This window comes from Streptomyces sp. bgisy100, from assembly GCF_057709105.1.
The window spans coordinates 96,659-118,482 of the sequence record NZ_JBYITE010000015.1; the positions used below are offsets into that span (position 1 = coordinate 96,659).

21 protein-coding genes and 1 pseudogene are annotated in these 21,824 nt (G+C 73.4%); 18 read left to right on the forward strand and 4 right to left on the reverse strand.

Features of this window, described 5'->3' with window-relative positions; genetic code table 11:
• Positions 1-78: 78 nt before the first annotated feature.
• Positions 79-435, forward strand: a complete 357-nt coding sequence (locus tag AC3EQ1_RS13440) for a hypothetical protein (RefSeq protein ID WP_432094547.1) — start codon at positions 79-81, stop codon at positions 433-435.
• Between the two features lie 31 nt (positions 436-466).
• Here the strand turns inward: AC3EQ1_RS13440 and AC3EQ1_RS13445 are convergent, their stop codons facing one another.
• Both AC3EQ1_RS13445 and AC3EQ1_RS13450 read right to left on the reverse strand, forming a co-directional pair.
• Positions 467-1,246 carry an SDR family NAD(P)-dependent oxidoreductase gene (locus AC3EQ1_RS13445; RefSeq protein WP_432094548.1) on the reverse strand — a complete coding sequence of 260 codons (780 nt, stop codon included), beginning with the start codon at positions 1,244-1,246 and terminating at the stop codon, positions 467-469.
• Positions 1,243-1,740: a cupin domain-containing protein gene (locus AC3EQ1_RS13450; RefSeq protein ID WP_432094549.1), complete on the reverse strand. Its 498-nt coding sequence runs from the start codon at positions 1,738-1,740 to the stop codon at positions 1,243-1,245. Before AC3EQ1_RS13450 ends, AC3EQ1_RS13445 begins: the two co-directional genes overlap by 4 nt.
• 335 nt (positions 1,741-2,075) lie before the next feature.
• Here AC3EQ1_RS13450 and AC3EQ1_RS13455 point away from each other — a divergent pair, with 335 nt between their 5' ends.
• The 8 genes from AC3EQ1_RS13455 (at position 2,076) to AC3EQ1_RS13490 (ending at position 11,194) form a co-directional block, all read left to right on the forward strand.
• Positions 2,076-3,335: a transglycosylase family protein gene (locus AC3EQ1_RS13455; RefSeq protein WP_432094550.1), complete on the forward strand. Its 1,260-nt coding sequence runs from the start codon at positions 2,076-2,078 to the stop codon at positions 3,333-3,335.
• Between the two features lie 143 nt (positions 3,336-3,478).
• Positions 3,479-4,564 carry an NADH-quinone oxidoreductase subunit B family protein gene (locus AC3EQ1_RS13460; protein WP_432094551.1) on the forward strand — a complete coding sequence of 362 codons (1,086 nt, stop codon included), beginning with the start codon at positions 3,479-3,481 and terminating at the stop codon, positions 4,562-4,564.
• 91 nt (positions 4,565-4,655) lie between these two features.
• Positions 4,656-6,443 (forward strand): nickel-dependent hydrogenase large subunit, encoded by a 1,788-nt coding sequence (locus AC3EQ1_RS13465; RefSeq protein ID WP_432094552.1) that lies wholly within the window; start codon positions 4,656-4,658, stop codon positions 6,441-6,443.
• 39 nt (positions 6,444-6,482) lie between these two features.
• Positions 6,483-7,409, forward strand: a complete 927-nt coding sequence (locus AC3EQ1_RS13470; protein WP_432094553.1) for a NifU family protein — start codon at positions 6,483-6,485, stop codon at positions 7,407-7,409.
• Positions 7,410-7,612: 203 nt separating this feature from the next.
• On the forward strand, positions 7,613-8,254 hold the full coding sequence (locus AC3EQ1_RS13475; protein WP_432094589.1) for a DUF5947 family protein: 642 nt from the start codon (positions 7,613-7,615) through the stop codon (positions 8,252-8,254).
• Positions 8,242-8,949 carry a DUF6084 family protein gene (locus AC3EQ1_RS13480; protein ID WP_432094554.1) on the forward strand — a complete coding sequence of 236 codons (708 nt, stop codon included), beginning with the start codon at positions 8,242-8,244 and terminating at the stop codon, positions 8,947-8,949. Before AC3EQ1_RS13475 ends, AC3EQ1_RS13480 begins: the two co-directional genes overlap by 13 nt.
• Positions 8,946-10,493, forward strand: a complete 1,548-nt coding sequence (locus AC3EQ1_RS13485; protein ID WP_432094555.1) for a hypothetical protein — start codon at positions 8,946-8,948, stop codon at positions 10,491-10,493. Before AC3EQ1_RS13480 ends, AC3EQ1_RS13485 begins: the two co-directional genes overlap by 4 nt.
• The gene (locus AC3EQ1_RS13490; protein WP_432094556.1) at positions 10,490-11,194 is read left to right on the forward strand and encodes a hydrogenase maturation protease; all 705 of its coding nucleotides are present in this window, start codon (positions 10,490-10,492) and stop codon (positions 11,192-11,194) included. Before AC3EQ1_RS13485 ends, AC3EQ1_RS13490 begins: the two co-directional genes overlap by 4 nt.
• Before the next feature lie 122 nt (positions 11,195-11,316).
• On the opposite strand, the gene AC3EQ1_RS13495 is transcribed toward AC3EQ1_RS13490, so the two are convergent.
• A complete protein-coding gene (locus tag AC3EQ1_RS13495) occupies positions 11,317-11,712 on the reverse strand; it encodes a helix-turn-helix transcriptional regulator (RefSeq protein WP_432094557.1) in 396 nt (131 codons plus the stop codon).
• A 102-nt stretch (positions 11,713-11,814) separates the two neighbouring features.
• Between AC3EQ1_RS13495 and hypA the strand changes: the two are divergent.
• The 6 genes and pseudogenes from hypA to hypE all read left to right on the forward strand — a co-directional run.
• Positions 11,815-12,159, forward strand: a pseudogene (gene hypA / locus AC3EQ1_RS13500) (hydrogenase maturation nickel metallochaperone HypA); the annotation flags it as partial.
• A gap of 223 nt (positions 12,160-12,382) precedes the next feature.
• Positions 12,383-13,171 (forward strand): hydrogenase nickel incorporation protein HypB, encoded by a 789-nt coding sequence (gene hypB / locus AC3EQ1_RS13505; RefSeq protein ID WP_432094558.1) that lies wholly within the window; start codon positions 12,383-12,385, stop codon positions 13,169-13,171.
• Between the two features lie 18 nt (positions 13,172-13,189).
• Positions 13,190-15,676: a carbamoyltransferase HypF gene (gene hypF / locus AC3EQ1_RS13510; RefSeq protein ID WP_432094559.1), complete on the forward strand. Its 2,487-nt coding sequence runs from the start codon at positions 13,190-13,192 to the stop codon at positions 15,674-15,676.
• 9 nt (positions 15,677-15,685) lie between these two features.
• Positions 15,686-16,024 carry a HypC/HybG/HupF family hydrogenase formation chaperone gene (locus AC3EQ1_RS13515; protein WP_432094560.1) on the forward strand — a complete coding sequence of 113 codons (339 nt, stop codon included), beginning with the start codon at positions 15,686-15,688 and terminating at the stop codon, positions 16,022-16,024.
• Positions 16,021-17,154 carry a hydrogenase formation protein HypD gene (gene hypD / locus AC3EQ1_RS13520; RefSeq protein ID WP_432094561.1) on the forward strand — a complete coding sequence of 378 codons (1,134 nt, stop codon included), beginning with the start codon at positions 16,021-16,023 and terminating at the stop codon, positions 17,152-17,154. The genes AC3EQ1_RS13515 and hypD overlap by 4 nt, the downstream gene beginning before the upstream one ends.
• Positions 17,155-17,287: 133 nt before the next feature.
• A complete protein-coding gene (hypE, locus tag AC3EQ1_RS13525) occupies positions 17,288-18,277 on the forward strand; it encodes a hydrogenase expression/formation protein HypE (protein WP_432094590.1) in 990 nt (329 codons plus the stop codon).
• A gap of 131 nt (positions 18,278-18,408) precedes the next feature.
• Here hypE and AC3EQ1_RS13530 read toward each other — a convergent pair whose 3' ends face one another.
• A complete protein-coding gene (locus AC3EQ1_RS13530) occupies positions 18,409-18,660 on the reverse strand; it encodes a hypothetical protein (protein ID WP_432094562.1) in 252 nt (83 codons plus the stop codon).
• A gap of 287 nt (positions 18,661-18,947) precedes the next feature.
• Between AC3EQ1_RS13530 and AC3EQ1_RS13535 the strand changes: the two genes are divergently transcribed.
• From AC3EQ1_RS13535 to AC3EQ1_RS13545, 3 genes are all read left to right on the forward strand, one after another.
• Entirely contained in the window at positions 18,948-19,148 is a 201-nt protein-coding gene (locus AC3EQ1_RS13535; protein WP_388852372.1) for a cold-shock protein, read from the forward strand.
• Between the two features lie 277 nt (positions 19,149-19,425).
• The gene (locus AC3EQ1_RS13540) at positions 19,426-19,947 is read left to right on the forward strand and encodes a metallophosphoesterase family protein (RefSeq protein ID WP_432094563.1); all 522 of its coding nucleotides are present in this window, start codon (positions 19,426-19,428) and stop codon (positions 19,945-19,947) included.
• A gap of 159 nt (positions 19,948-20,106) precedes the next feature.
• Entirely contained in the window at positions 20,107-21,585 is a 1,479-nt protein-coding gene (locus AC3EQ1_RS13545; RefSeq protein WP_432094564.1) for a glutamate-cysteine ligase family protein, read from the forward strand.
• Positions 21,586-21,824 lie beyond the last annotated feature (239 nt).

Genomic DNA, 21,824 nt, shown 5'->3' on the forward strand with positions numbered 1-21,824 from the left:
GGAGGGAGAAACCGGCCGTCGGAACGGGAGACCATGATTTCCCCCTGACCGATGGGGAATTGAAGGAAGGCACCGACCATGGCCGATCCGACGGCAGTCACGATGGAGCTCCCCCCGCGGCCCGACGCCCCGGACCCGGCCCGGATCGGCGGCCATCTGACGCCGGCCGACGGGCTGCGGCTCATGCTGCACGCCGAACTCACCCGGGCCGCCGTCCCGCCGCACCCCGACGACCTGCGGGTCATCCACGATCTCGCGCAGCTCGACGAGGACGCCGTCGGAACCATCGTCCGCTGGCTCCGGCAGGCCGCCGGCAGCACCGTCACCCTGCCGCCCCGCACCGTGAGCCGCTCGGCGCGCACGGTCCCGGCCCCGGCGCAGCCCCCGGCGCCGGAGCCCGCCACCCGGGTGGACCCCCGGCTTCTCGCCTGGTGACGTACCGGGACGACCGTGTCCGGTGCGGTGCCTACCAGGGCGACCGGGCCGTCACCCCGCCGTCCACCACCAGGTCGTGGCCGGTGACCCAGTCCGCCATCGTCGACGCGAGGAACACGCAGGCACGGCCGATGTCGGCCGGGCTGCCGATCCGCCCGAGCGGCGCCGCGGCCCGGTAGCGCTCCACCCCCTCGGGCCACGCCTCCTCGATGCCGGGGCGGCTGATCAGGCCGGGGGAGACGGTGTTCACCCGGATCCCGGACGGTCCGTACTCCACCGCCGCCGCCCGGGCGTGCTGGATCAGGGCCGCCTTGGACGCGGCGTAGTGCGCGTGCCCCGGCGCGGGGGAGGACCCCTCGATCGAGGCGACATGCGTGACCGTGCCGCCCGTGCCCGCCCGCCGCATCACCTGTACGGCCGCCTTGGTGCAGCAGAACGCGCTGATGAGGTTGGTGTCGACCACGGCGCGCCAGTCGGCGGCGGTCATCGACGCCAGCTCCTGGACCGGCTGGACCCCGGCGTTGTTGACGAGTGCGTCCACCCGGCCGAAGCGCGCCGCCGCGGCGTCCATCAGCCGTTCACACGCCGTCTCGTCGGTGAGGTCGGCCGCCACCGCCCATGCCGTGCCGCCCTCGCCGGTGATCCGTTCGACCACGTTCCGGGCGCGCTCGGCGCCGGTGTGGTGGTGGACGACGACCTGCGCCCCGGCCCGCGCGAACTCCCCGGCGATGCCCGCCCCCACGGTGCCCGCGGCGCCCGTCACCACGGCCACCAGCCCGTCGAGCGCGGGCAGTCGCCCCTGCCCGGTCATGCGGTACGGCACAGGGTGCGGATGAGGTCCCCGTGCAGCGGATAACGGGCGCTCAGCTCGTCCGCCTCCCCGCCCTCGTAGTCGACGGGGGAGAAGCCGGGCGCCATGGTGCAGCCGAGGAGCGTCCGGGCGCCCCCGGGGCGTACCCGGGCCCCCATCCAGGTGCCGCCGGGCACCACGTACTGGAGGTGCGCTCCGGCGCGGATGTCCGGGCCCAGGACCTCCACCCGGGAGTCGCCGCCGGGCTCCAGGAGGAGCAGCTCCACCGGGTCGCCGAGGTGGAAGTGCCAGACCTCGTCGCGCGGGAGCCGGTGCAGCGCGGAGAAGTGGCCCTCCTCGGCGGAGAGCAGCAGCAGGATGGCCGATCCGGCCGGGTGTCCGTCGGGCTGTTCCGGTCCGGCCCAGGTGCGGTGGAAGAGGCCGCCTTCGAGGGGCAGCGGCCGCAGGCCGTACATCCGGGCGAGCTCGTCCGTGGAAGGGAGGGGGTCCGGCATGTGCTGCCTCCGTCGGGGGGTCCGGTTGCACGGAAAGGGAGAATTCAGACGTCCGGGGCCAGTGTTGATGGTGTGTGACGCACCTCACAGTAGATGCCATTCCGCTTCGCTCTCTGCGCCCGGACGGCCATGTTCCGGCCATTTTCAACAGCCGGACGAGTTTCTTCGCGTCAATTCTCAGGGCGCCGTCCCGGACACAACGGGATTGCTCCCGAAGGAAAGTGATGCCCTTTCATGCGTACCACCCTATCGATCTTCAGTAATTGGCACACTCTGGTGGCCGTGAAATGCCTCCCGTCACCCCCGGCGCGCCCGCGCAGGAGAGGAAGAGCTCTATGCCCCCACGTGGACGCCATCGCCGTTACCAGCCGAACCGGATCTCCCAGGCATCCCTCACCGTCACCGCCGGCGGCGCCGGCATAGCCCTGCCGCTGGTCGGTGTCTCCGGAGCCGAGGCGGCGTCCGCCGACACCTGGGAGCGGGTGGCGGCCTGCGAGAGCACCCACCAGTGGCACATCAACTCCGGCAACGGCTTCTACGGCGGCCTGCAGTTCACCCAGAGCACCTGGGAGGCGTACGGCGGCACCGCTTACGCGCCGCGGGCCGATCTCGCCACCCGGGAGCAGCAGATCGCCGTCGCCGAGAAGGTGCTCGACGGGCAGGGCCCCGGCGCCTGGCCGGTGTGCTCGGTGAAGGCGGGACTCGCGCGCGGCGGCCCGGCGCCCCAGGCCGCCCCGGCCCCCCGTCGGGCGCCCGCCGCGCCGCAGAGCGCCACCGGCGGTGCGCCGGCCGCGGCGCAGCGCGACGCGTCCGGCGGGCACCGGGAGAAGCCCGGCGCACAGCGGGAGAAGGCGGACGAGCGCGCCGGGCGCGCCGACCGGACGAAGCCCGGCAACTACACCGTCGCCAGCGGTGACACCCTGTACACCATCGCCCGGGTGCGGGACCTGGACGGCGGCTGGGAGCGGGTCTACCGGGACAACCGCGAGGTGATCGGCAGCGACCCGGACCTCATCCTGCCCGGTCAGCGGCTCACGGTGGACGCCACACCGGAGCCCCGCGGCAAACCGCGGGCGGACCGGGAGGAGCCCCGTCGGCCGGCCCCGAGGAAGGCCGCACCGAAGCCGCAGCCGAAGCCCAAGCAGCAGCCGGAACCGCGGCACCGTGCCGCCGAGCCCGCCGTGGCCCGGGGCTTCACGGCGCCGGTCGGCGCCGTCACCCCCGGCACCGCCTACCGGGCCGCCGGCGGCAGCTGGTCCAAGGGCTACCACACCGGGGTCGACTTCCCCGTGCCCACCGGCACCACGGTGAAGGCCGTCGGCGCCGGCGAGGTCGTCTCCGCGGGCTGGGCCGGCTCGTACGGCTACCAGGTCGTGATCCGGCACGCCGACGGCAAGTACAGCCAGTACGCCCACCTCTCCGCGCTCTCCGTCCGGGCCGGCCAGCAGGTCGGCGGCGGCCAGCGGATCGCCCGCTCCGGCTCGACAGGCAACAGCACCGGACCCCATCTGCACTTCGAGGTCCGCACCGGGCCCGGCTTCGGCTCCGACATCAACCCCCTCGCCTACCTGCGCGGGAAGGGCGTCGGCATCTGATCCACCGCGTGTTCCTCCTCCTGGGTCCTTCGAGGCGATAGGGGCTTCCCGCACTTACCGGCGCCCGCATGCGTGGGCTATGCCGGATAAGGAGGGCGGGCCGCATCCTGGCGCGCCCGAGGGACCCGGAGGAGGACGCGCTTATGAGCGACACGACCGTCACCTCCGCCGATGCCGGGACAGTCGACGGAGAAAAAGCGGAAGACGCCCCGATTCACATACTGTGGATCAACGCGGGCCTGAGCTGTGACGGTGATTCCGTCGCGCTGACGGCCGCCACCCAGCCCAGCGTCGAGGAGATCGCTCTCGGAGCCCTGCCCGGCCTGCCCAAGGTCGCCGTCCACTGGCCGCTGATCGACTACGAGTGCGGCCCGGTCCAGGGCGCCGACACCTTCATCGAGTGGTTCTTCAAGGCCGACCGCGGCGAGCTCGAGCCCTTCGTCCTGGTCATCGAGGGATCCATCCCGAACGAGGCGATCAAGCAGGAGGGCTACTGGTGCGGCTTCGGGGACAACCCCGAGACCGGCCAGCCCATGACCACCAGTGAGTGGATCGACCGGCTGGCGTCCAAGGCCCTGGTTGTCGTCGCCCTCGGCACCTGCGCGACCTACGGCGGCATCCACGCGATGGAGGGCAACCCGACCGGCGCCATGGGCGTGCCCGACTACCTCGGCTGGGACTGGAAGTCCTCGGCGGGCATCCCGATCGTCTGCGTCCCCGGCTGCCCCGTGCACCCGGACAACGCCTCCGAGACCCTCACCTACCTGCTCTACCAGGCCGCCGGCTCGGCACCGATGATCCCGCTGGACGCGGAGCTGCGGCCGACCTGGCTGTTCGGCGCCACCGTGCACGAGGGCTGCGACCGGGCGGGCTACTACGAGCAGGGCCAGTTCGCCCACGAGTACGACTCGCCGCAGTGCCTGGTCAAGCTCGGCTGCTGGGGCCCGGTCGTCAAGTGCAACGTCCCCAAGCGCGGCTGGATCAACGGCATCGGCGGCTGCCCCAACGTCGGCGGCATCTGCATCGCCTGCACCATGCCGGGCTTCCCCGACAAGTTCATGCCCTTCATGGACGAACCGCCGGGCGGCACGGTCTCCAGCGCGGCCAGCGGAGCGTACGGCGCCGTCATCCGGAGACTGCGCAACATCACCGCCAGGACGGTCGACAAGGAACCGAAGTGGCGGCGCAAGGGAGACCGGATCCTCACCGGATACCGCCCGCCGTGGTGATCCCCGCGCGCGGACCAGGGGCCGCCGACCGACGCGGTCCGACACCGACGGCCGACGGCCCGACCGGCGGCTGAGGAAGGTGGCCGAAGCCATGGCACCGAAGACGAAGAAAGCGGCGGACGGCAGCGGCCTGCTCGAGATGTCGTGGGACCCGATCACACGCATCGTCGGCAGCCTCGGCATCCACGCCAAGGTCGACTTCAAGCAGAAGCGGGTGGCCGAGTGCTACAGCACCTCGTCCGTCTTCCGCGGCTACAGCGTCTTCATGAAGGGCAAGGACCCTCGGGACGCGCACTTCATCACCAGCCGCATCTGCGGCATCTGCGGGGACAACCACGCCACCTGCTCGGTCTACACCCAGAACATGGCCTACGGTGTGGCACCGCCGCACCTCGGCGAGTGGATCATCAACCTCGGCGAGGCCGCCGAGTACATGTTCGACCACAACATCTTCCAGGAGAACCTGGTCGGGGTCGACTACTGCGAAAAGATGGTCCGGGAGACCAACCCGGGCGTGCTCGAACAGGCCGAGCGCACCGAGGCCCCGCACGCCGCCGAACACGGCTACCGCACCATCGCCGACATCATGCGCTCGCTGAACCCCCTCGAGGGCGAGTTCTACCGCGAGGCACTCCAGGTCAGCCGGATGACCCGGGAGATGTTCTGCCTGATGGAGGGCCGGCACGTGCACCCGTCGACGCTCTACCCCGGCGGCGTCGGTACGGTCGCGACCATCCAGCTGTTCACCGACTACCTCACCCGCCTCATGCGGTACGTGGAGTTCATGAAGCGGGTCGTACCGCTCCACGACGACCTGTTCGACTTCTTCTACGAGGCGCTGCCCGGATACGAGGAGGTCGGCCGCCGCCGGGTGCTGCTGAACTGCTGGGGCGCCCTCAACGACCCCGAGTACTGCGACTTCACCTACCGCAACATGAGCGAGTGGGGCCGCCGGATGTTCGTCACCCCCGGCATCGTCGTGGACGGCGAACTCGTCACCAACGACCTGGTGGACATCAACCTCGGCATCCGCATCCTGCTGGGCTCCTCCTACTACGAGGACTGGGCGGGCCAGGAGAAGTTCGTCGAGCGCGACCCGCTGGGCAACCCCGTCGACATCCGCCACCCGTGGAACCAGCACACCATCCCGGTGCCGCAGAAGCGGGACTTCGACGGCAACTACAGCTGGGTCATGTCGCCGCGCTGGTTCAACGGCACCGAGCACCTGGCCCTGGACACCGGCGGCGGTCCCATCGCCCGACTGTGGTCCACGGCGCTCAACGGGCTGGTCGACATCGGCGGCTACGTCCAGGCCACCGGGCACAGTGTGAAGATCAACCTGCCGCGGACCATGACCCGGCCGGAGACCACCTTCGAGTGGAAGATCCCGCGCTGGAGCAACGCCATCGAGCGCAACCGGGCCCGCACCTACTTCCAGGCCTACACGGCGGCCGCCGCCCTGCACTTCGTCGAGCAGGCCATGGCCGAGGTCAGGTCCGGCCACACCCAGACCTGGGAGAGCTTCGAGGTGCCCGACGAGTCCATCGGCGTCGGCTTCACCGAGGCGGTGCGCGGCGTGCTGTCGCACCACATGGTGATCCGGGACGGGAAGATCGCGAACTACCACCCCTACCCGCCGACCCCGTGGAACGCCAGCGTCCGCGACACCTACGGCACCCCCGGCCCCTACGAGGACGCCGTGCAGAACACCCCCATCTTCGAAGAGAACCCCGTGGAGAACTTCAAGGGCATCGACATCATGCGCGCGGTGCGCAGCTTCGACCCCTGCCTGCCCTGCGGGGTGCACATGTACCTCGGCAGCGGCAGGACCCTCCGGCAGACCCACGCGCCCAGCGGCCTGAGCGGACTGGCCGGCTGAACCGGGGCGCTCCGGCCGGCGACCGGCAGGAGGTGCGGCATGAGTGCGGCAGCGAAGGAACAGGAGCAGGCCGGCCGGCGGATCGAGGAACTCCTCGAGGCCCTCGACCGGACCGCCGGCCCGGAGGCGCGCGACACCGCCGACGAACTCGTCCGCGCGCTCGTGGAGTTCTACGGACAGGGCCTCTCCCGGATCGTGGAACTGCTGGAGTCGGCGGACCCGGGCACGCCCCCCGTCGACGTCCTGACCCGTGACGAACTCGTCTGCGGGCTGCTCGTCCTGCACGATCTGCACCCCGACGACACCATGACCCGGGTGGAGCGCGCACTCGACGAGGTGCGCCCCTACCTGGGCTCCCACGCCGGGGATGTGGAGATCACCGGACTGGATCCCGGCACCGGGATCCTGCGGCTGCGGCTGCGCGGCAGCTGCGACGGCTGCCCGTCCTCGGCCCAGACCGTCCGCTGGACGATCGAGGGGGCGGTGGGACGGGCCGCACCGGAGGTCGCCGGTGTGGAGGTCGAGGGCGTCGAGGAGGAGCAGCCGGGCGAGCCCGCCCTGCTCCAGATCGGGTCCCGGCCCCCGGACCCCGCCGGGCCGCCGCCTCCCGCCGCGGCGGTCCCCGCCGACCGCGGGGGCGCGGCCGACTGGCTCACGCTGGACGGTCTCCCGCGGCTCGCCGTCGGCGGGAGCACCGTGCACCGGGCCGCCGGAGTGCCGCTGTTCCTCGTCCGGCTCGCCTCCGGCCTCTACGCCTACCGCGACCACTGCCCGGTGTGCGCCGCAACCCTCCACGACGGCGCCCTGGACGGCGAACGGCTGCGCTGCGCCCAGTGCGCCGCGGAGTACGACGTCCACCGGGCGGGCCGCGGCAGCCGGGGGCACCTGGAGCCGGTCCCCCTGCTGGAGGAGGACGACGGGGTCCGCGTCGCGCTGCCGGGTGTGCCGGCCGGAGCGGGATCATGACGGCCCGACCGGGTCCGGGCACCGCGCGCCATGTGGGCGACTCCGGGCAGCCGAGGGACGGCACCGCGCAGGCGCCGGGCAGTCCCGCGCCCCCCGTGCGCCGGACCATGCAGTCGCGGAGTGACACCGCACGTCCGCCGGGCGGTGCCGCGGGCCCGACGGCGGGGAGCCCGTCGCGCAACTCCGCCGCCGCGCTCCCCGGCCTGCGTCGCTTCACCCGGCGGCCCGAACCGGGCCAGGAGCGCTGCGAACTGTGCAACGAACCCCTGGCCGAGGAGCACCGGCACCTCGTCGACACCCAGCGGCGCGCGCTGAAGTGCTGCTGCACCGCCTGCCACCTGCTGTTCACCCGCCCCGGAGCCGGAGGCGGACGGTTCCGCGCCGTTCCCGACCGGTATCTGTCCGACCCGGGGTTCACCCTGGACGACGCCGACTGGAACCGACTGCAGATCCCGGTCGGCCTCGCGTTCTTCTTCCGCAACTCCGAACTCGACCGGCTCGTCGCCTTCTATCCCAGCCCCGCCGGTGCCACCGAGAGCGAACTCGATCCGGAGACCTGGCGGGCCGTGCTCGGCGACAGCCGGCTGGCCGCCGCGCTCCGGCCCGATGTCGAAGCCCTGCTGGTCCACCGCGAACCGGGCGGGCCGGGGGAGTGCCATCTGGTGCCCGTGGACGTCTGTTACGAGCTGGTGGGACGCATGCGGCTGCACTGGCAGGGGTTCGACGGCGGCGCCGAGGCCCGCGCCGACCTGGCCGACTTCTTCGAGCGGGTGCGCGACCGGGCGCGGCCGTACGAGGCGGCGAACCCCCCGGCCGACGAAGGGGGCGGCTCATGGCCGACCTGACCTTCAGCTGCACCGACGTCCGCCCCGAGCCGTACGGGGCCGGTCCGACGCTGCTGTTCCGGCTCCGCATCGAGGAGACCGAGGGCCTGCGGGTGCACGCCATAGCCCTCCGCTGCCAGATGCGCATCGAGCCGGTGCGCCGCCGCTACGAACCGGGCGAGGCGGAGCTGCTCGGCGATCTCTTCGGTGAGCCCGGGCGCTGGGGCACCACGCTCAAGCCGCTGCAGTTCGCCCACGCCTCCCTCACCGTCCCCGGGTTCACCGGCTCGACGGAGACGGACCTGCCCGTGGCCTGCACCTACGACATGGAAGTGGCGTCCGCCAAGTACTTCCGGGCGCTGGCCGGGGGAGAGGCGCCGCTGCTGCTGCTCTTCTCGGGCACCGTGTTCAGCGGCGACCAGGGATTCCGGGCCGAGCCGATCCCCTGGCACAAGGAGACCCAGTTCCGGCTGCCCGTCCGGGTGTGGCAGCAGATGATCGAACAGTACTTCCCGAACTCCGGATGGCTGCGGCTGCGCCGGGACTGCCTGGACGCCCTGCAGCAGTACCGCTCCGCCCGCGCGCTGCCGTCCTGGGAACGCGTCGTCGAGGAGCTGCTGAGCAGCGCGCCGGGACCGTCCGGAGCAGGCCCGACCGGGGAGGGAACCGCGCAGGTCGGCGGCCCGGACCGGGCCGGAGAGGGATGGGCGCCATGACCACCGACGCCACCCCGGAGGCGGTCACCCGGGTCACCGAGGGGTTCACCGCCGCCCGCACCGTGGCCGACGCCGTGCTGTTCGAGGGCTATGTCCTCTACCCCTACCGGGCGTCGGCCGGGAAGAACCGGATGCGCTGGCAGTTCGGGGTGCTCGTGCCCCCGGGCTGGGGCGAGGCCGCGGGGGAGCACTCCGGACAGCGCACCGACTGCCTGTTCGAGCCCAAGTCCGCCGACCGGCTCCTGGTGGAACTCCGCTTCCTCCGGGTGCGCCGCCGCACGGTCGAACGCCTCGGCGCCGACGGCCGGACCTTCACCGGCGTGCCGGAGCTGGAACTGCCCGACCGGGTCGTCGTCCCCTGGGACGAGGGCGTGACCGTGGAGATCGCCTGTTCCGTGCCGCTCGCCGAACTGGCCGGCGGAGGCCGCACCGAGACGTTCCACCGGCCCGGTTCCGTCGGGTACGAACCGGTCCGGGACGACCGCGGCCGGACGCTCGGCCGCATGGTGCGCGAGCTGCGGGAACTGCACGGCGAGATCCGGCTCGCCACCGAACCCGTCCCCGGCCCCTACGGCGCGCTGCGGCTGATCGCGGAGGTGCGCAACACCGCGCCGTGGACGCCCGGCGGTGACGCCGGCCGGGACGCCGCGCTGCCGCACAGCGCGGTCGCCGCCCATCTGCTGCTCGGGCTGCCCGGCGGGCGGTTCCTGTCGATGGCGGATCCGCCCGAGTGGGCCCGTCCGGCCGCCGGGGCCTGCCGCAACGAGCACACCTGGCCGGTACCGGCCGGGGCCGGCGGCCGCGACGACGTCCTGCTGTCCTCCCCGATCATCCTGGAGGACCACCCCCGGATCGCCGAGGAGAGCCCCGGCGCCCTGTACGACGCGACCGAGATCGACGAGATCCTCTCGCTGCGCACCGCGGCCCTCACCGACCGGGAGAAGCGCGAGGCACGCGGTACGGACGACCGGGCCGCGGACGTCATCGACCTGGTGGACGGCATGCCGGCCGCGGTGCTGGAGCGGCTGCACGGCGCGGTCCGGGGGCTGCACGAGGTCACCGACGAGGGCGGGGACGCCACCGGCCCCCGGGGCCGTGACGAGGACACCGACGGGGGACGCCGCTCCCGCGGGAGCACCGACGCGGGTCCCGCCGGGACACCCCGCCCATCCTCCCCTCCCGGCCTGCCGACCGGGCCCGGACTGCCCTGGTGGGACCCCGGGAACGACCCCGGAGCCGACCCCGCCCGGGACGCCGTCATGGTGTCCGGCCGGGCCGTCCGGGCGGGCAGCCGGGTGCTGCTGCACCCCGGGCTGCGGCACACCGACGCGCAGGACATGTTCCTCAGCGGCCGGTCCGCGACGGTCGAGGCGGTGCTGGGCGACGTCGACGGCGAGGTCCACATCGCCGTGGTGGTGGACGGGGACCCCGGCGCCGACGTACGCCGGGACCAGGGACGCTTCCTCTACTTCAAGACCGACGAGGTCGAGCCGCTGGACGACGCGCCGCCCGGTGCGGCGGACGGACCCGGGGAGCGGCCATGACCACCGCCCCGCGGCCCTCGGCCGCCCGCCCCACGGACGGGCGCACCCTGATCGCCGGGGTGGGCAATGTCTTCCTGAGCGACGACGGCTTCGGTGTCGAGACCGTCCGCCGACTCACCGGCCGGCCACTGCCCGCCGGAGCCGACCTGATGGACGTCGGCATCCGGGGCGTCCATCTGGCGTACCGGCTGCTCGACGGCTACACCCGGCTGGTGCTGGTGGACGCCGCACCGCACGGCGCCGAGCCGGGCACCGTCTCCCTGATCGACGCCACCGCCCAGACGCTGGCCCCGGCACCGGACGCCGGTGCCCCGGGCGGTCTCGACGGCCACGGCATGGACCCCGCCACCGTGCTCGCCCTCGTACGGGAACTGAGCGCCGGGGCCGGGGGATCGGTGCCCGGACAGGTCCTGGTGGTGGCCTGCGAACCGCAGTGCACCGACGAGGGAATCGGACTCAGCGAACCGGTGGAGGCCGCCGTCGACCACGCGGCCGACCTGGCCCTGGAGGTCGCCGGACGGCCGTATCCCGGCCCCGGCGACGAGGTTTCCCGCCCCACCTCCCACGAAGGAGACCGGAATGGAACGGATATGGATGGGCGCCGCGGCCGCCGCGACGGCACTGGGCGCGGCCTACGTGATGGCGAGGACCCTGCCGGACCTCCGGCGCTACCTGCGGATCCGCAGGATGTGACGCGGTGACGACGGCTGCCCGCCCGCCTTCGGTCACGCCGCCGACCGTGCGTGGCCGGGGACCGGCGCGGGATTCGGTGCGCGGGCCGGGAGCGGTGTGTGTCCCCGGACGGGCCGCGGGAGGACAGGCTCTAGCGCCGTGTCGCCCGGCGGCCGGTCCCCGGAACACCCGTGCCCCGGGCCGGGACGGCCGTGGGCAGCTGGGCGTACCGCTCCAGGAAGACATGGAGGGTCTCGTGCAGTTCACCGAGCCGCAGGAACCAGAGCGCCAGCTCCATGGCCCCCTGCGGAGTGATCTCGTACCGGCGCCGGGCCGGGCCGGTCTCCGAGGCACGCCACGAGGAGGCGAGCATGCCGTCCTTCTCCATGCCGCGCAGCACCCGGTAGACACCGGCCGAGTCGCAGTCCGACCAGCCGAACGCCCGCAGCCGCTGCAGCAGCTCGTAGCCGTGGTCCGGCCGCTCGGCCAGCAGCAGCAGGAGGACGGGGACGATCAGCCCGCGCCGCTCCGAGCCGTGAACGGTCATGGTTCAGGTCTCCTGCCGGGAAGGTCCCACCGCTGCGGAGGGGGCTCCTTCGTCCACGGTAGTGATCCGCCACGGGACCGGCGAGCGGGGAGGTGACGGAGCGTGCATGAGCTGTCCATCGCCCTGGCCGTCGTCGCACAGGTCGAGGAGGCCGCCCGCGCCCACGGCGCCCGGCGCGTCGGTTCGCTGCGCGTCCGGATCGGCGAACTCTCGGGCGTGGTGCCCGACGCCCTGGCCTTCTCCTTCGACCTCGCCTCCGACGGCACCCTGCTGGAGGGCGCGGAACTGATCACGGAGACGGTCCCGGCACGGGCCCGGTGCCCGGTCTGCGAGCGGGAGACCGCGGTCGGGGTGCCCCCTGCCCTGTGGTGCCCGGCCTGCGGCCAGCCGCTGACGGAACTGCTCACCGGACGCGAACTGGACATCGGGGACGTCGTGTTCCACGACCTCGACGACACCGGCAGTCTCGGTGACTCCGGCAGCCTCGACGACGCCGGTGGTACCGGCGACCTCGGTGACACCGGCGGCTACGACGACACCTCCGGCTTCGGTGACGAGACCACCGCCGGTGCCGGCCCCGACCCCGAAGTACCGACCGGCCCACCCGGAACCGGCGCATCCCACGCCGCCGGCCCCCAGCCCGACGACGGCACCCCCGAGGAGGCAGCCCATGTGCCGCACCGTTGACCTGCACCAGGCCGTACTCGCTCGCAACGACGAGCACGCCGTGGACCTGCGCCGGCACCTGGCGGACCGGGGCGTCGCCGAGGTGAATCTGCTCTCCAGCCCGGGCAGCGGCAAGACCGCCCTGCTGGAACTGCTCCTCGCCGGCGCTGTCCGCCGGGGCGTCCCCGCCGCCGCCGTCACCGCGGACCTGGCCACCGAGAACGACGCCCGACGGCTGGCCGCCGCGGGCGCGCCGGTCAAGCAGGTGCTCACCGACGGCCTCTGCCACCTGGAGGCGGGCATGCTCCGCCGCCACCTGGACGGCTGGCTCCCGGACGGCACCCGCCTGCTGTTCGTCGAGAACGTCGGCAACCTCGTCTGCCCCGCCTCCTACGACCTCGGGGAGACCCTGCGGCTCGTCCTCGGCTCGGTCACCGAGGGCGAGGACAAGCCGCTCAAGTACCCCACGGCCTTCGGGCTCGCCAACCTCGTGATCATCACCAAGACCGACATCGCCGAGGCCGTCGACTTCGACGAGGCGGCGTTCCTGCGCCATGTGCAGCAGGTCAACCCCGGTGTGCCGGTCCTGTTGACCTCCGCCCGTACCACGACGGGGGCCGACGCCCTGCTCGACGCCGTCCTCGCCGCCGCGGACGGCGCCCCGGTGCACCAGCCGTCTCTCGCACGGACGCATCAGCAGCACATGCACCGGCACGACCACGGCGCGCACGATGGACACGGCGCGCACGATGGACACGAGGACCACCACCATCCGGCGGGCCTGCCCGGCTAGCCGCGACCGGAGGACTTCATGACGCGTCCGATCGCCCCATCCGCCCCCGTCGGCGACGCGCGGCTCCGCGAGCGCCGCCGGATCGCCGTGCGCGGAGTGGTCCAGGGCGTGGGCTTCCGCCCCTTCGTGTACGCGCTCGCCGGTGAACTCGGCCTCAGCGGCTATGTCACCAACACCCCGGAGGGCGTGCTGACCGAGGTGGAGGGGGCCCCCGCCGACGTGGCCGCGTTCTGCACCCGCGTCGCCTCCCAGGCACCGCCGCTGGCGGTCGTCGAGTCCGTCACCCACGAGGTGGTGCCCGGCCGGGGCGGCACCGGCTTCGCCATCCACACCTCCGAGGACGGCGCGGGCCGCACCCTGGTCTCCCCGGACGTGGCCACCTGCGCCGACTGCCTCCGCGAACTCATGGACCCGGCGGACCGGCGGTACCGGCACCCCTTCATCACCTGCACCCACTGCGGGCCGCGGTTCACCGTCGTCACCGGGCTGCCCTACGACCGGGCGCGGACGACGATGGCCCGCTTCCCGATGTGCGCCGACTGCGCCCGGGAGTACGAGGATCCGGCCGACCGCCGCTTCCACGCGCAGCCCGTCGCCTGCAACGCCTGCGGCCCCCGGCTGCGGCTCGTCCGCGCCGGCCGGCCCGGCACCGGCCGAACGACCCCCGGCCCGGACGGGGCCCGGAGCGCGCGGAACGTGACCGGCGAGACGCGCGTCCCCGCCGAGGACGGCCTCACCGGCGAGGCCGCGCTCGCCGAGGCCCGCCGGTTGCTCGCCTCCGGCGCCGTCGTCGCCGTCAAGGGCCTCGGCGGCTACCACCTGGCCTGCGACGCGGGCGACCCGGAGGCCGTCGCGACGCTGCGCCGCCGGAAGAACCGCGGTGACAAGCCGTTCGCCGTGATGACCCGCTCCCTGACCACCGTCGAACAGCTCGCCCACGCCGGCCCCGCCGAACGGGACCTGCTCACCGGGCGCCGCCGGCCGGTCGTCCTGCTCCGCCGCCGTACCCCCGCCGCCGGGACCCCGGCCGTTGCCGACGCCGTCGCCCCTGGCAGCCCCGACCTGGGCTTCCTGCTGCCCTACACCCCGCTGCACCAGCTGCTGCTGGGACTGCCGGGCGACCCCGAAGGGCCCCCGGTGCTGGTCATGACCAGCGGAAACCGGTCCGGCGAGCCCATCGTCACCGACGACGCCGAGGCACTGACCCGGCTCGACGGGCTGGCCGACGCCTGGCTCACCCACGACCGCCCCATCCACGTCCCGTGCGACGACTCGGTGGTGCGGGTGTGCGGCGGCGAGGAGCTCCCGGTGCGCCGCTCGCGCGGCTACGCCCCGTTCCCCGTCGCCCTGCCCGTGTCCGTCGAGCCGGTCCTCGCGGTGGGCGGCGACCTGAAGAACACCTTCTGCGTCGCCGACGGGCGGTACGCCTGGCTGTCCGCGCACGTCGGCGACATGGACGACCTGTCGACCCTGCACGCGTTCGAAGCGGCCACCGGTCACCTGCGGGCGCTCACCTCGGTCACCCCGGTGGTGACCGTCGCCGACCGGCACCCCGGCTACCGGTCCGCGCAGTGGGCCGGGCGCACCGCCGCCGGGCGCCCGCTGCGCCGGGTGCAGCACCACCACGCCCATGTCGCCTCCACGATGGCCGAGCACGGCCTGGACGGATCCGCCCCGGTGATCGGCGTCGCCTTCGACGGCACCGGCTACGGCGACGACGCCGCCGTCTGGGGCGGCGAGGTGCTGGTGGCGGACTACGACGGCTTCGAGCGCTTCGCCCACCTCGCGTACGTCCCGCTTCCCGGCGGCGACGCGGCCGTCCGCAACCCCTACCGGATGGCGCTGTCCCATCTGCGGGCCGCGGGCCTCCCGTGGGACGAGGACCTCCCCTGCACCGCCGCCTGCCGCCCCGGCGAACTCCGCCTGCTCGGACGGCAGCTGGACCGGAACCTCAACTGCGTCCCCACCTCCAGCATGGGCCGGCTGTTCGACGCGGTCTCCTCGCTGGCCGGCGTCCGGCACCGGGTCGACTACGAGGCGCAGGCCGCCATGGAGTTGGAGAACGCGGCGCTGGCGTGGACCGCGGAGTGCGGCCCCGGCTACCGGTTCGCCGTCCGGGACGGCACCGGCGGCCCGCTGCTCGCCGACCCGGCCCCGGTGCTCGCCGCCGTGGTCCGGGACCTGCGCTCCGGCGCGGGCCCGGGAGAGGTCGCCGCCCGGTTCCACCTCGCCGTGGCCGGCCTGGTCGGCGAGATCTGCGCGGCGGCCCGGCAGGCGACCGGCCTGAGCACGGTGGCCCTCACCGGTGGGGTCTTCTGCAACGCCGTGCTCACCACGGCGTGCGCCGAGCAGCTGGGCGCCGACGGATTCACCGTGCTGCGGCACCACAAGGTGCCCCCCAATGACGGCGGCCTGGCCCTGGGACAGGTGATGGTCGCCGCCCGAACCGCGTCCGGGCCCCCGGCGGAGCAACCGCGACCGACCGGTCCGTGGGCCACGAGCTGAGGAGGAGCGATGTGTCTGGCTGTTCCCGGCCGAGTGCTGGAGATCGAGGAGCGCGACGGAACACGCATGGCCCGCGTCGACTTCGGCGGCGTGGTCAAGGACGTCTGTCTGGAGTACGTGCCCGACATGCGGATCGGTGACTACGCCATCGTGCATGTCGGCTTCGCCCTCCAGCGGCTGGACGAGGAGTCCGCCCGGCAGACGCTGGAACTGTTCGAACACCTCGGCGTCCTCGACGAGGAGTTCGGAGACGCCTGGGGCCGCGCCGCCAAGGAGGCGGGGGCCAGCAGACCGGCCGGTACCGGCAACGGCCCCGGCAACGACCCGTCGAAGGAGGCACCGTCATGAAGTACCTCGACGAATTCAGCGACCCCGTTCTGGCCAAGCGCCTCTTCGACGACATCCGGGCCACGGTCACGCAGCCCTGGTCGCTGATGGAAGTGTGCGGCGGGCAGACCCACTCGATCATCCGGCACGGCATCGACCAGCTCCTCCCCGACGGGATCTCGCTGATCCACGGCCCCGGATGCCCGGTCTGCGTGACCCCGCTGGACGTCATCGACAAGGCCCTGGAGATCGCGTCCCGGCCGGACGTCGTCTTCTGCTCCTTCGGCGACATGCTCCGGGTGCCGGGCAGCAAACGCGACCTCTTCCAGGTGAAGAGCGAGGGCGGCGACGTACGCGTCGTCTACTCGCCGCTGGACGCCCTGAAGATCGCGCGGGACAACCCGGACCGGCAGGTCGTGTTCTTCGGCATCGGCTTCGAGACCACCGCGCCCCCCAACGCGATGACCGTCTACCAGGCGAAGAAGCTCGGCATCGAGAACTTCAGCCTGCTCGTCTCCCACGTGCGGGTGCCCCCGGCGATCGACGCCATCATGAACGCGCCCGACTGCCGGGTGCAGGCGTTCCTCGCCGCCGGCCACGTGTGCACGGTGATGGGCATCCGGGAGTACCCCGAACTCGCGGAGCGGCACGCGGTGCCGATCGTGGTCACCGGCTTCGAGCCCCTCGACATCCTCGAGGGCATCCGCCGCGCCGTGCACCAGCTGGAGGCGGGCGAGCACACGGTGGAGAACGCCTACCCCCGCGCCGTCCAGCCCGACGGCAGCCCCGCGGCCCGGGCGATGCTCGACGACGTCTTCGAGATCACCGACCGCGCCTGGCGGGGCATCGGCACCATCCCCGCCAGCGGCTGGCGGCTGTCGGAGAAGTACCGGGAGTACGACGCCGAGCACCGGTTCGCGGTCACCGGCATCGACACCCGGGAGTCCACGGTCTGCCGCAGCGGCGAGGTGCTCCAGGGGCTGATCAAGCCGCACGAGTGCGCCGCGTTCGGCAAGGAGTGCACCCCGCGCAACCCGCTCGGCGCCACCATGGTCTCCAGCGAGGGCGCCTGCGCCGCGTACTACCTCTACCGCAGGCTGTCCGAGCCGCCTGCGTCCGATGCGACGGAGGAGGCGACTTCCGTTGGGTGATTCGGCCGACCGGCATGTGGTGCAACTGACCGATGCCATCGCCCCGGTGGACGCCGCACCGGGTGCCGGGGACGCCCCCGACTTCTCCGGCTGGACCTGCCCGGCACCGCTGCGCGACCAGGAGAAGGTGGTCATGGGGCACGGTGGCGGCGGGGCGCTGTCGGCGGAGCTCGTGGAGCATCTGTTCGCCCCGGCCTTCGGCAGCGAGGAACTCGCCGAACTCGGCGACTCGGCGACGCTGCACCTCGGCGGAGCACGGCTGGCCTTCTCCACGGACTCGTTCGTGGTGCGCCCGCTGTTCTTCCCCGGCGGCAGCATCGGCGACCTCGCCGTCAACGGCACCGTCAACGACCTGGCCATGAGCGGTGCCCGGCCCGCCTATCTGTCCTGCGGCTTCATCCTCGAGGAGGGCGTGGAGATCTCCGTAGTCGGCCGGGTCGCCCAGGCGCTCGGCGCCGCCGCGAAGGAGGCGGGCGTGGCCGTGGCCACCGGCGACACCAAGGTGGTCGAGGCCGGACACGGGGACGGGATCTTCATCAACACCTCGGGCATCGGGGTGATCCCCGACGGGGTGGACATCCGGCCCCAGCGCGCCCGGCCGGGCGATGTGGTCATCGTGAGCGGTGCGATCGGAGCGCACGGCGTCGCCATCATGAGCGTCCGGGAGGGCCTGGAGTTCGGGGTGGAGGTCGAGAGCGACACCACCGCTCTCGCCGGGCTCGTCGCGACGATGCTCGGCGCCTGCCGTGATCTGCACGTGCTGCGCGACCCCACCCGCGGCGGCATGGCCACCACCCTCAACGAGATCGCCACGGCGTCCGGCGTCGGGATCCTCCTGCAGGAGCGGAACCTCCCGGTGCCCGACGCGGTGGCCAACGCCTGCGCGTTCCTCGGCCTCGACCCGCTGTACGTGGCCAACGAAGGCAAGCTCGTCGCCTTCGTACCGCGGGAGCACGCCGAGGCCGTGCTGGCGGCCATGCGGTCCCATCCGCACGGAAAGGAAGCGGTGATCGTCGGCGAGTGCGTCGAGGACCACCCCCGGATGGTCGTGGCCGCCACCGGCCTCGGCGGCACCCGGGTGGTCGACGTCCCCCTCGGCGAGCAGCTGCCGCGCATCTGCTGAGCGGACGACGGAGGTACGGCCACGGCGGCGGACCGGCATCCGCCCGCCCGGGGCGGGTCCGGGGCAGCGGCATCGGCCCCGGACCGGTCCGTGAAGGCCACGCGTCCCGGAGGGCGGCGCGCCCCGTAGGGTCAGCAGCCCGGCACCGGCCCCTCACCGGGCTCCGCCCTGCGCACCCGCCCGTCGGTTCCCGGGTGCAGATCGAGGGCCTCCAGCAGGAACGCCAGGTCGTCCGCGTCCTCGGCGTGCCCGGCGACCACCTTGCGCGCCGCGGCCCGCAGCCGCCGCCACTCCGCCGCCGCCCGGTGCGATTCCTGTTCCTGGCCGCCGTGGGCGTCCCGGGGGTCGAGGTGGGGTGCGGGGCGGCCGGAGGGCGGGTTCATCGGACGATCCTCGCGCCGCCCCGGGCACCGGCGCCAGGGGCGCGGCGGAGGGTCACCGGATCGGCCCACCGCCCGGCCGGCTCCCGCTGGGGCCCTGCACCGCGACGGTGCCCGCCCACCGTCGGCGCGTCACTCCCGCGGGCACGCCGGCGTGCCTCTGTTCGAGTTTCCGTCGCCGGCGGACCGGTTACCCATGGCCGTCGGACAGGCGCGACTCGTGCTGTTCGAGGACACGCGCTGTTCAGGACTCGCGTTTTCAGGACTCGCATTCTTCAGGGAGAGCGGAAGTGGCACAGGGCAGAGTGAAGTGGTTCAGCGGTGAGAAGGGCTTCGGGTTCATCGAGCGCGAGAGCGGTGCGGATGTGTTCGTCCACTTCTCCGAGATCGAAGGGGTCGGCTACCGCAGCCTGGAGGAGGGGCAGCGGGTGGAGTTCGACATCACCCAGGGCCCCAAGGGCCCGCAGGCGGCCCGCGTTCGCGGCATCTGACCGAGCGGGCCGCCGACGGACGGCGTGACGGCGGGACGCGGCCACCACGGCCGCGTCCCGCCGTCCGCGCGGGCGCCGGAGCCCGTCGCACCCGCGGTGTCGGCGTCCCGTCGTCCGTGCGCCACAGGCGTCCCGCTCTCCGTGCGCCACCGGAGTCCCGCTCTCCGTGCGGCAACCGGGGGAGCGGCACGAACGCCCCGAGGCGCCGCCCGGCGCGCCGTGCCACCCTCCGTCCGCGGGGCGGCCGCCGGCCGGTGACCGGAGGTACCGTCGCCCCGTGCGCCTGCTGCTGACCGCCGACACCCACCTGCCCCGCCGCGCCCGGGAACTTCCCGCCGAACTCCTGGACCGGATCACCCGGGCCGATGTGGTGATCCACGCCGGGGACTGGGTGGACACCGCGACCCTGGACCTCCTGGAAACCCGCGCGCGACGGCTGATCGGGGTGTACGGCAACAACGACGGCCCCGCACTGCGCGCCCGGCTGCCCGAGGTCGCCCGCGCGGAGCTGGACGGGGTGCGGTTCGCCGTCGTGCACGAGACCGGACCGGCGCAGGGGCGCGAGCGGCGCTGCGCCGAACGCTTCCCCGAGACCGACGTTCTGGTGTTCGGCCACAGCCACATCCCCTGGGACACCACCGCCGCCGGTGGCCTCCGCCTGCTGAACCCCGGTTCCCCCACCGACCGCCGACGCCAGCCGTACTGCACGTACCTGACGGCCGAGATCGCCCAGGGCGCGCTCACCGCCGTCGAGTTGCACCGGCTGCCCCCGCGCCGCACGGCCTCCGGCCCCGGCTGATCGCGCGCCGGGGCAGAGCCGCACACCGTACGGACCGTGCTCCCCGGTCCACGGTCGGTGACACCTTCCGGCCCCGGTCCGCGGTCGCTGGCCGGGGTGTGCCGGGCGTGGGACGCTGAAGTGCGGGGGTGTACGGCCGAGGAGACCCCGGGAGGGCAGATGGGACGCGATGTCCCGGCGCTCGTGTTCACCCGCGACGACCGACGCCGGTACCGGCGGAAGGTGCAGCGCTGCCTCGACGCCTTCTCCGCGATGCTCCAGGCCGAGAGCTTCGAGTTCGAGCGTCCCCAGGTCGGCCTGGAGATCGAGCTCAACCTGGTGGACGGCGCCGCGGAGCCCGCGATGCGCAGCACCGAGGCCCTGGAGGCGATCGCCGATCCCGCCTGGTCCACCGAGCTCGGCCGGTTCAACCTGGAGGTCAACATTCCGCCCCGCCGGCTGACCTCCGGCGGCCCCGGCGCCTGGGAGCAGGAGGTGCGCGACGCCCTCAACCACGCGGAGGACCGGGCCGCGGACCTGGGCGTCCATCTGATCATGGTCGGCATCCTGCCGACCCTGGAGCAGCAGAACGTCGGTGCGGGCGCGCTCTCCGAGGACCCGCGCTACCGGCTCCTCAACGAACAGGTCTTCGCGGCCCGCGGGGAGGACCTGCGGATCGCGATCGAGGGCGTCGACCGGCTGCGCACCTACGCGGACACCATCACCCCCGAGGCCGCCTGCACGAGCACCCAGTTCCATCTCCAGGTCAGCCCGGACGACTTCGCCAACTACTGGAACGCCGCGCAGCTCATCGCGGGGGTGCAGGTGGCCCTCGGTGCCAACTCGCCGTTCCTCTTCGGCAAGGAGCTGTGGCGGGAGACCCGTATCCCGCTCTTCGAGCAGGCCACCGACACCCGCGCCGAGGAGCTCAAGGCACAGGGCGTCCGGCCGCGCGTCTGGTTCGGCGAACGCTGGATCACCTCGGTCTTCGACCTGTTCGAGGAGAACGCCCGCTACTACCCGGCGCTGCTGCCGCTCTGCGACGACGAGGACCCGCTGGACACCCTGGAGAACGGCGACATCCCGCAGCTGGCCGAGCTGACCCTGCACAACGGGACGATCTACCGGTGGAACCGGCCGGTGTACGCCGTGGTGAACGGCAGGCCCCATCTGCGGGTGGAGAACCGGGTGCTGCCGGCCGGGCCGACGATGGCGGATCTCAACGCCAACGGCGCCTTCTACTACGGTCTGGTGCGCGCCCTGGCCGAGGAGGACCGGCCGGTGTGGACCCGGATGTCCTTCTCCGCCGCCGAGGACAACCTGCACACCGCCGCCCGGCACGGCATCGACGCCCGGCTGTACTGGCCCGGCATGGGTGAGGTGCCGGTCACCGAACTCGTCCTGCGGCGTCTGCTGCCGCTGGCCCACCGCGGCCTGGAACGCTTCGGGCTGGACGCGGAGTGGCGGGAACCGCTGCTCGGCATCATCGAGCAGCGCTGCGTGAGCGGGCGGAACGGCGCCCTCTGGCAGGCGGAGATGTTCCACGCGATCGACCGGAACTCGCAGGTCGGGCACCATGAGGCGCTGCGCCGGATGACCGAGCAGTACATCGCGTACATGCACCTCAACGCGCCGGTCCACACCTGGCCGGTGGACTGACCCCGGCCGCGGGCGGCCCTCGGCGTCCGCGCCGCGGCGGCCCGGGCCCCTCCCGCCGGTCCGTCGCCCTGCGCGGCCCGGACGCGGCTGCGGCGCGGTGCCCGTTCCGGGTGCGCATGCGCGCCCCGCGGACGTGTGGAACCGTGAAGAGGGAGAGCCGCCGGTGGCGCTCCCAGGGCGGCTCGCCGGGTCACCGGACGGGGCGGGCCGCGGGATCCCGCGGCTCCGGGCGCGTCCGG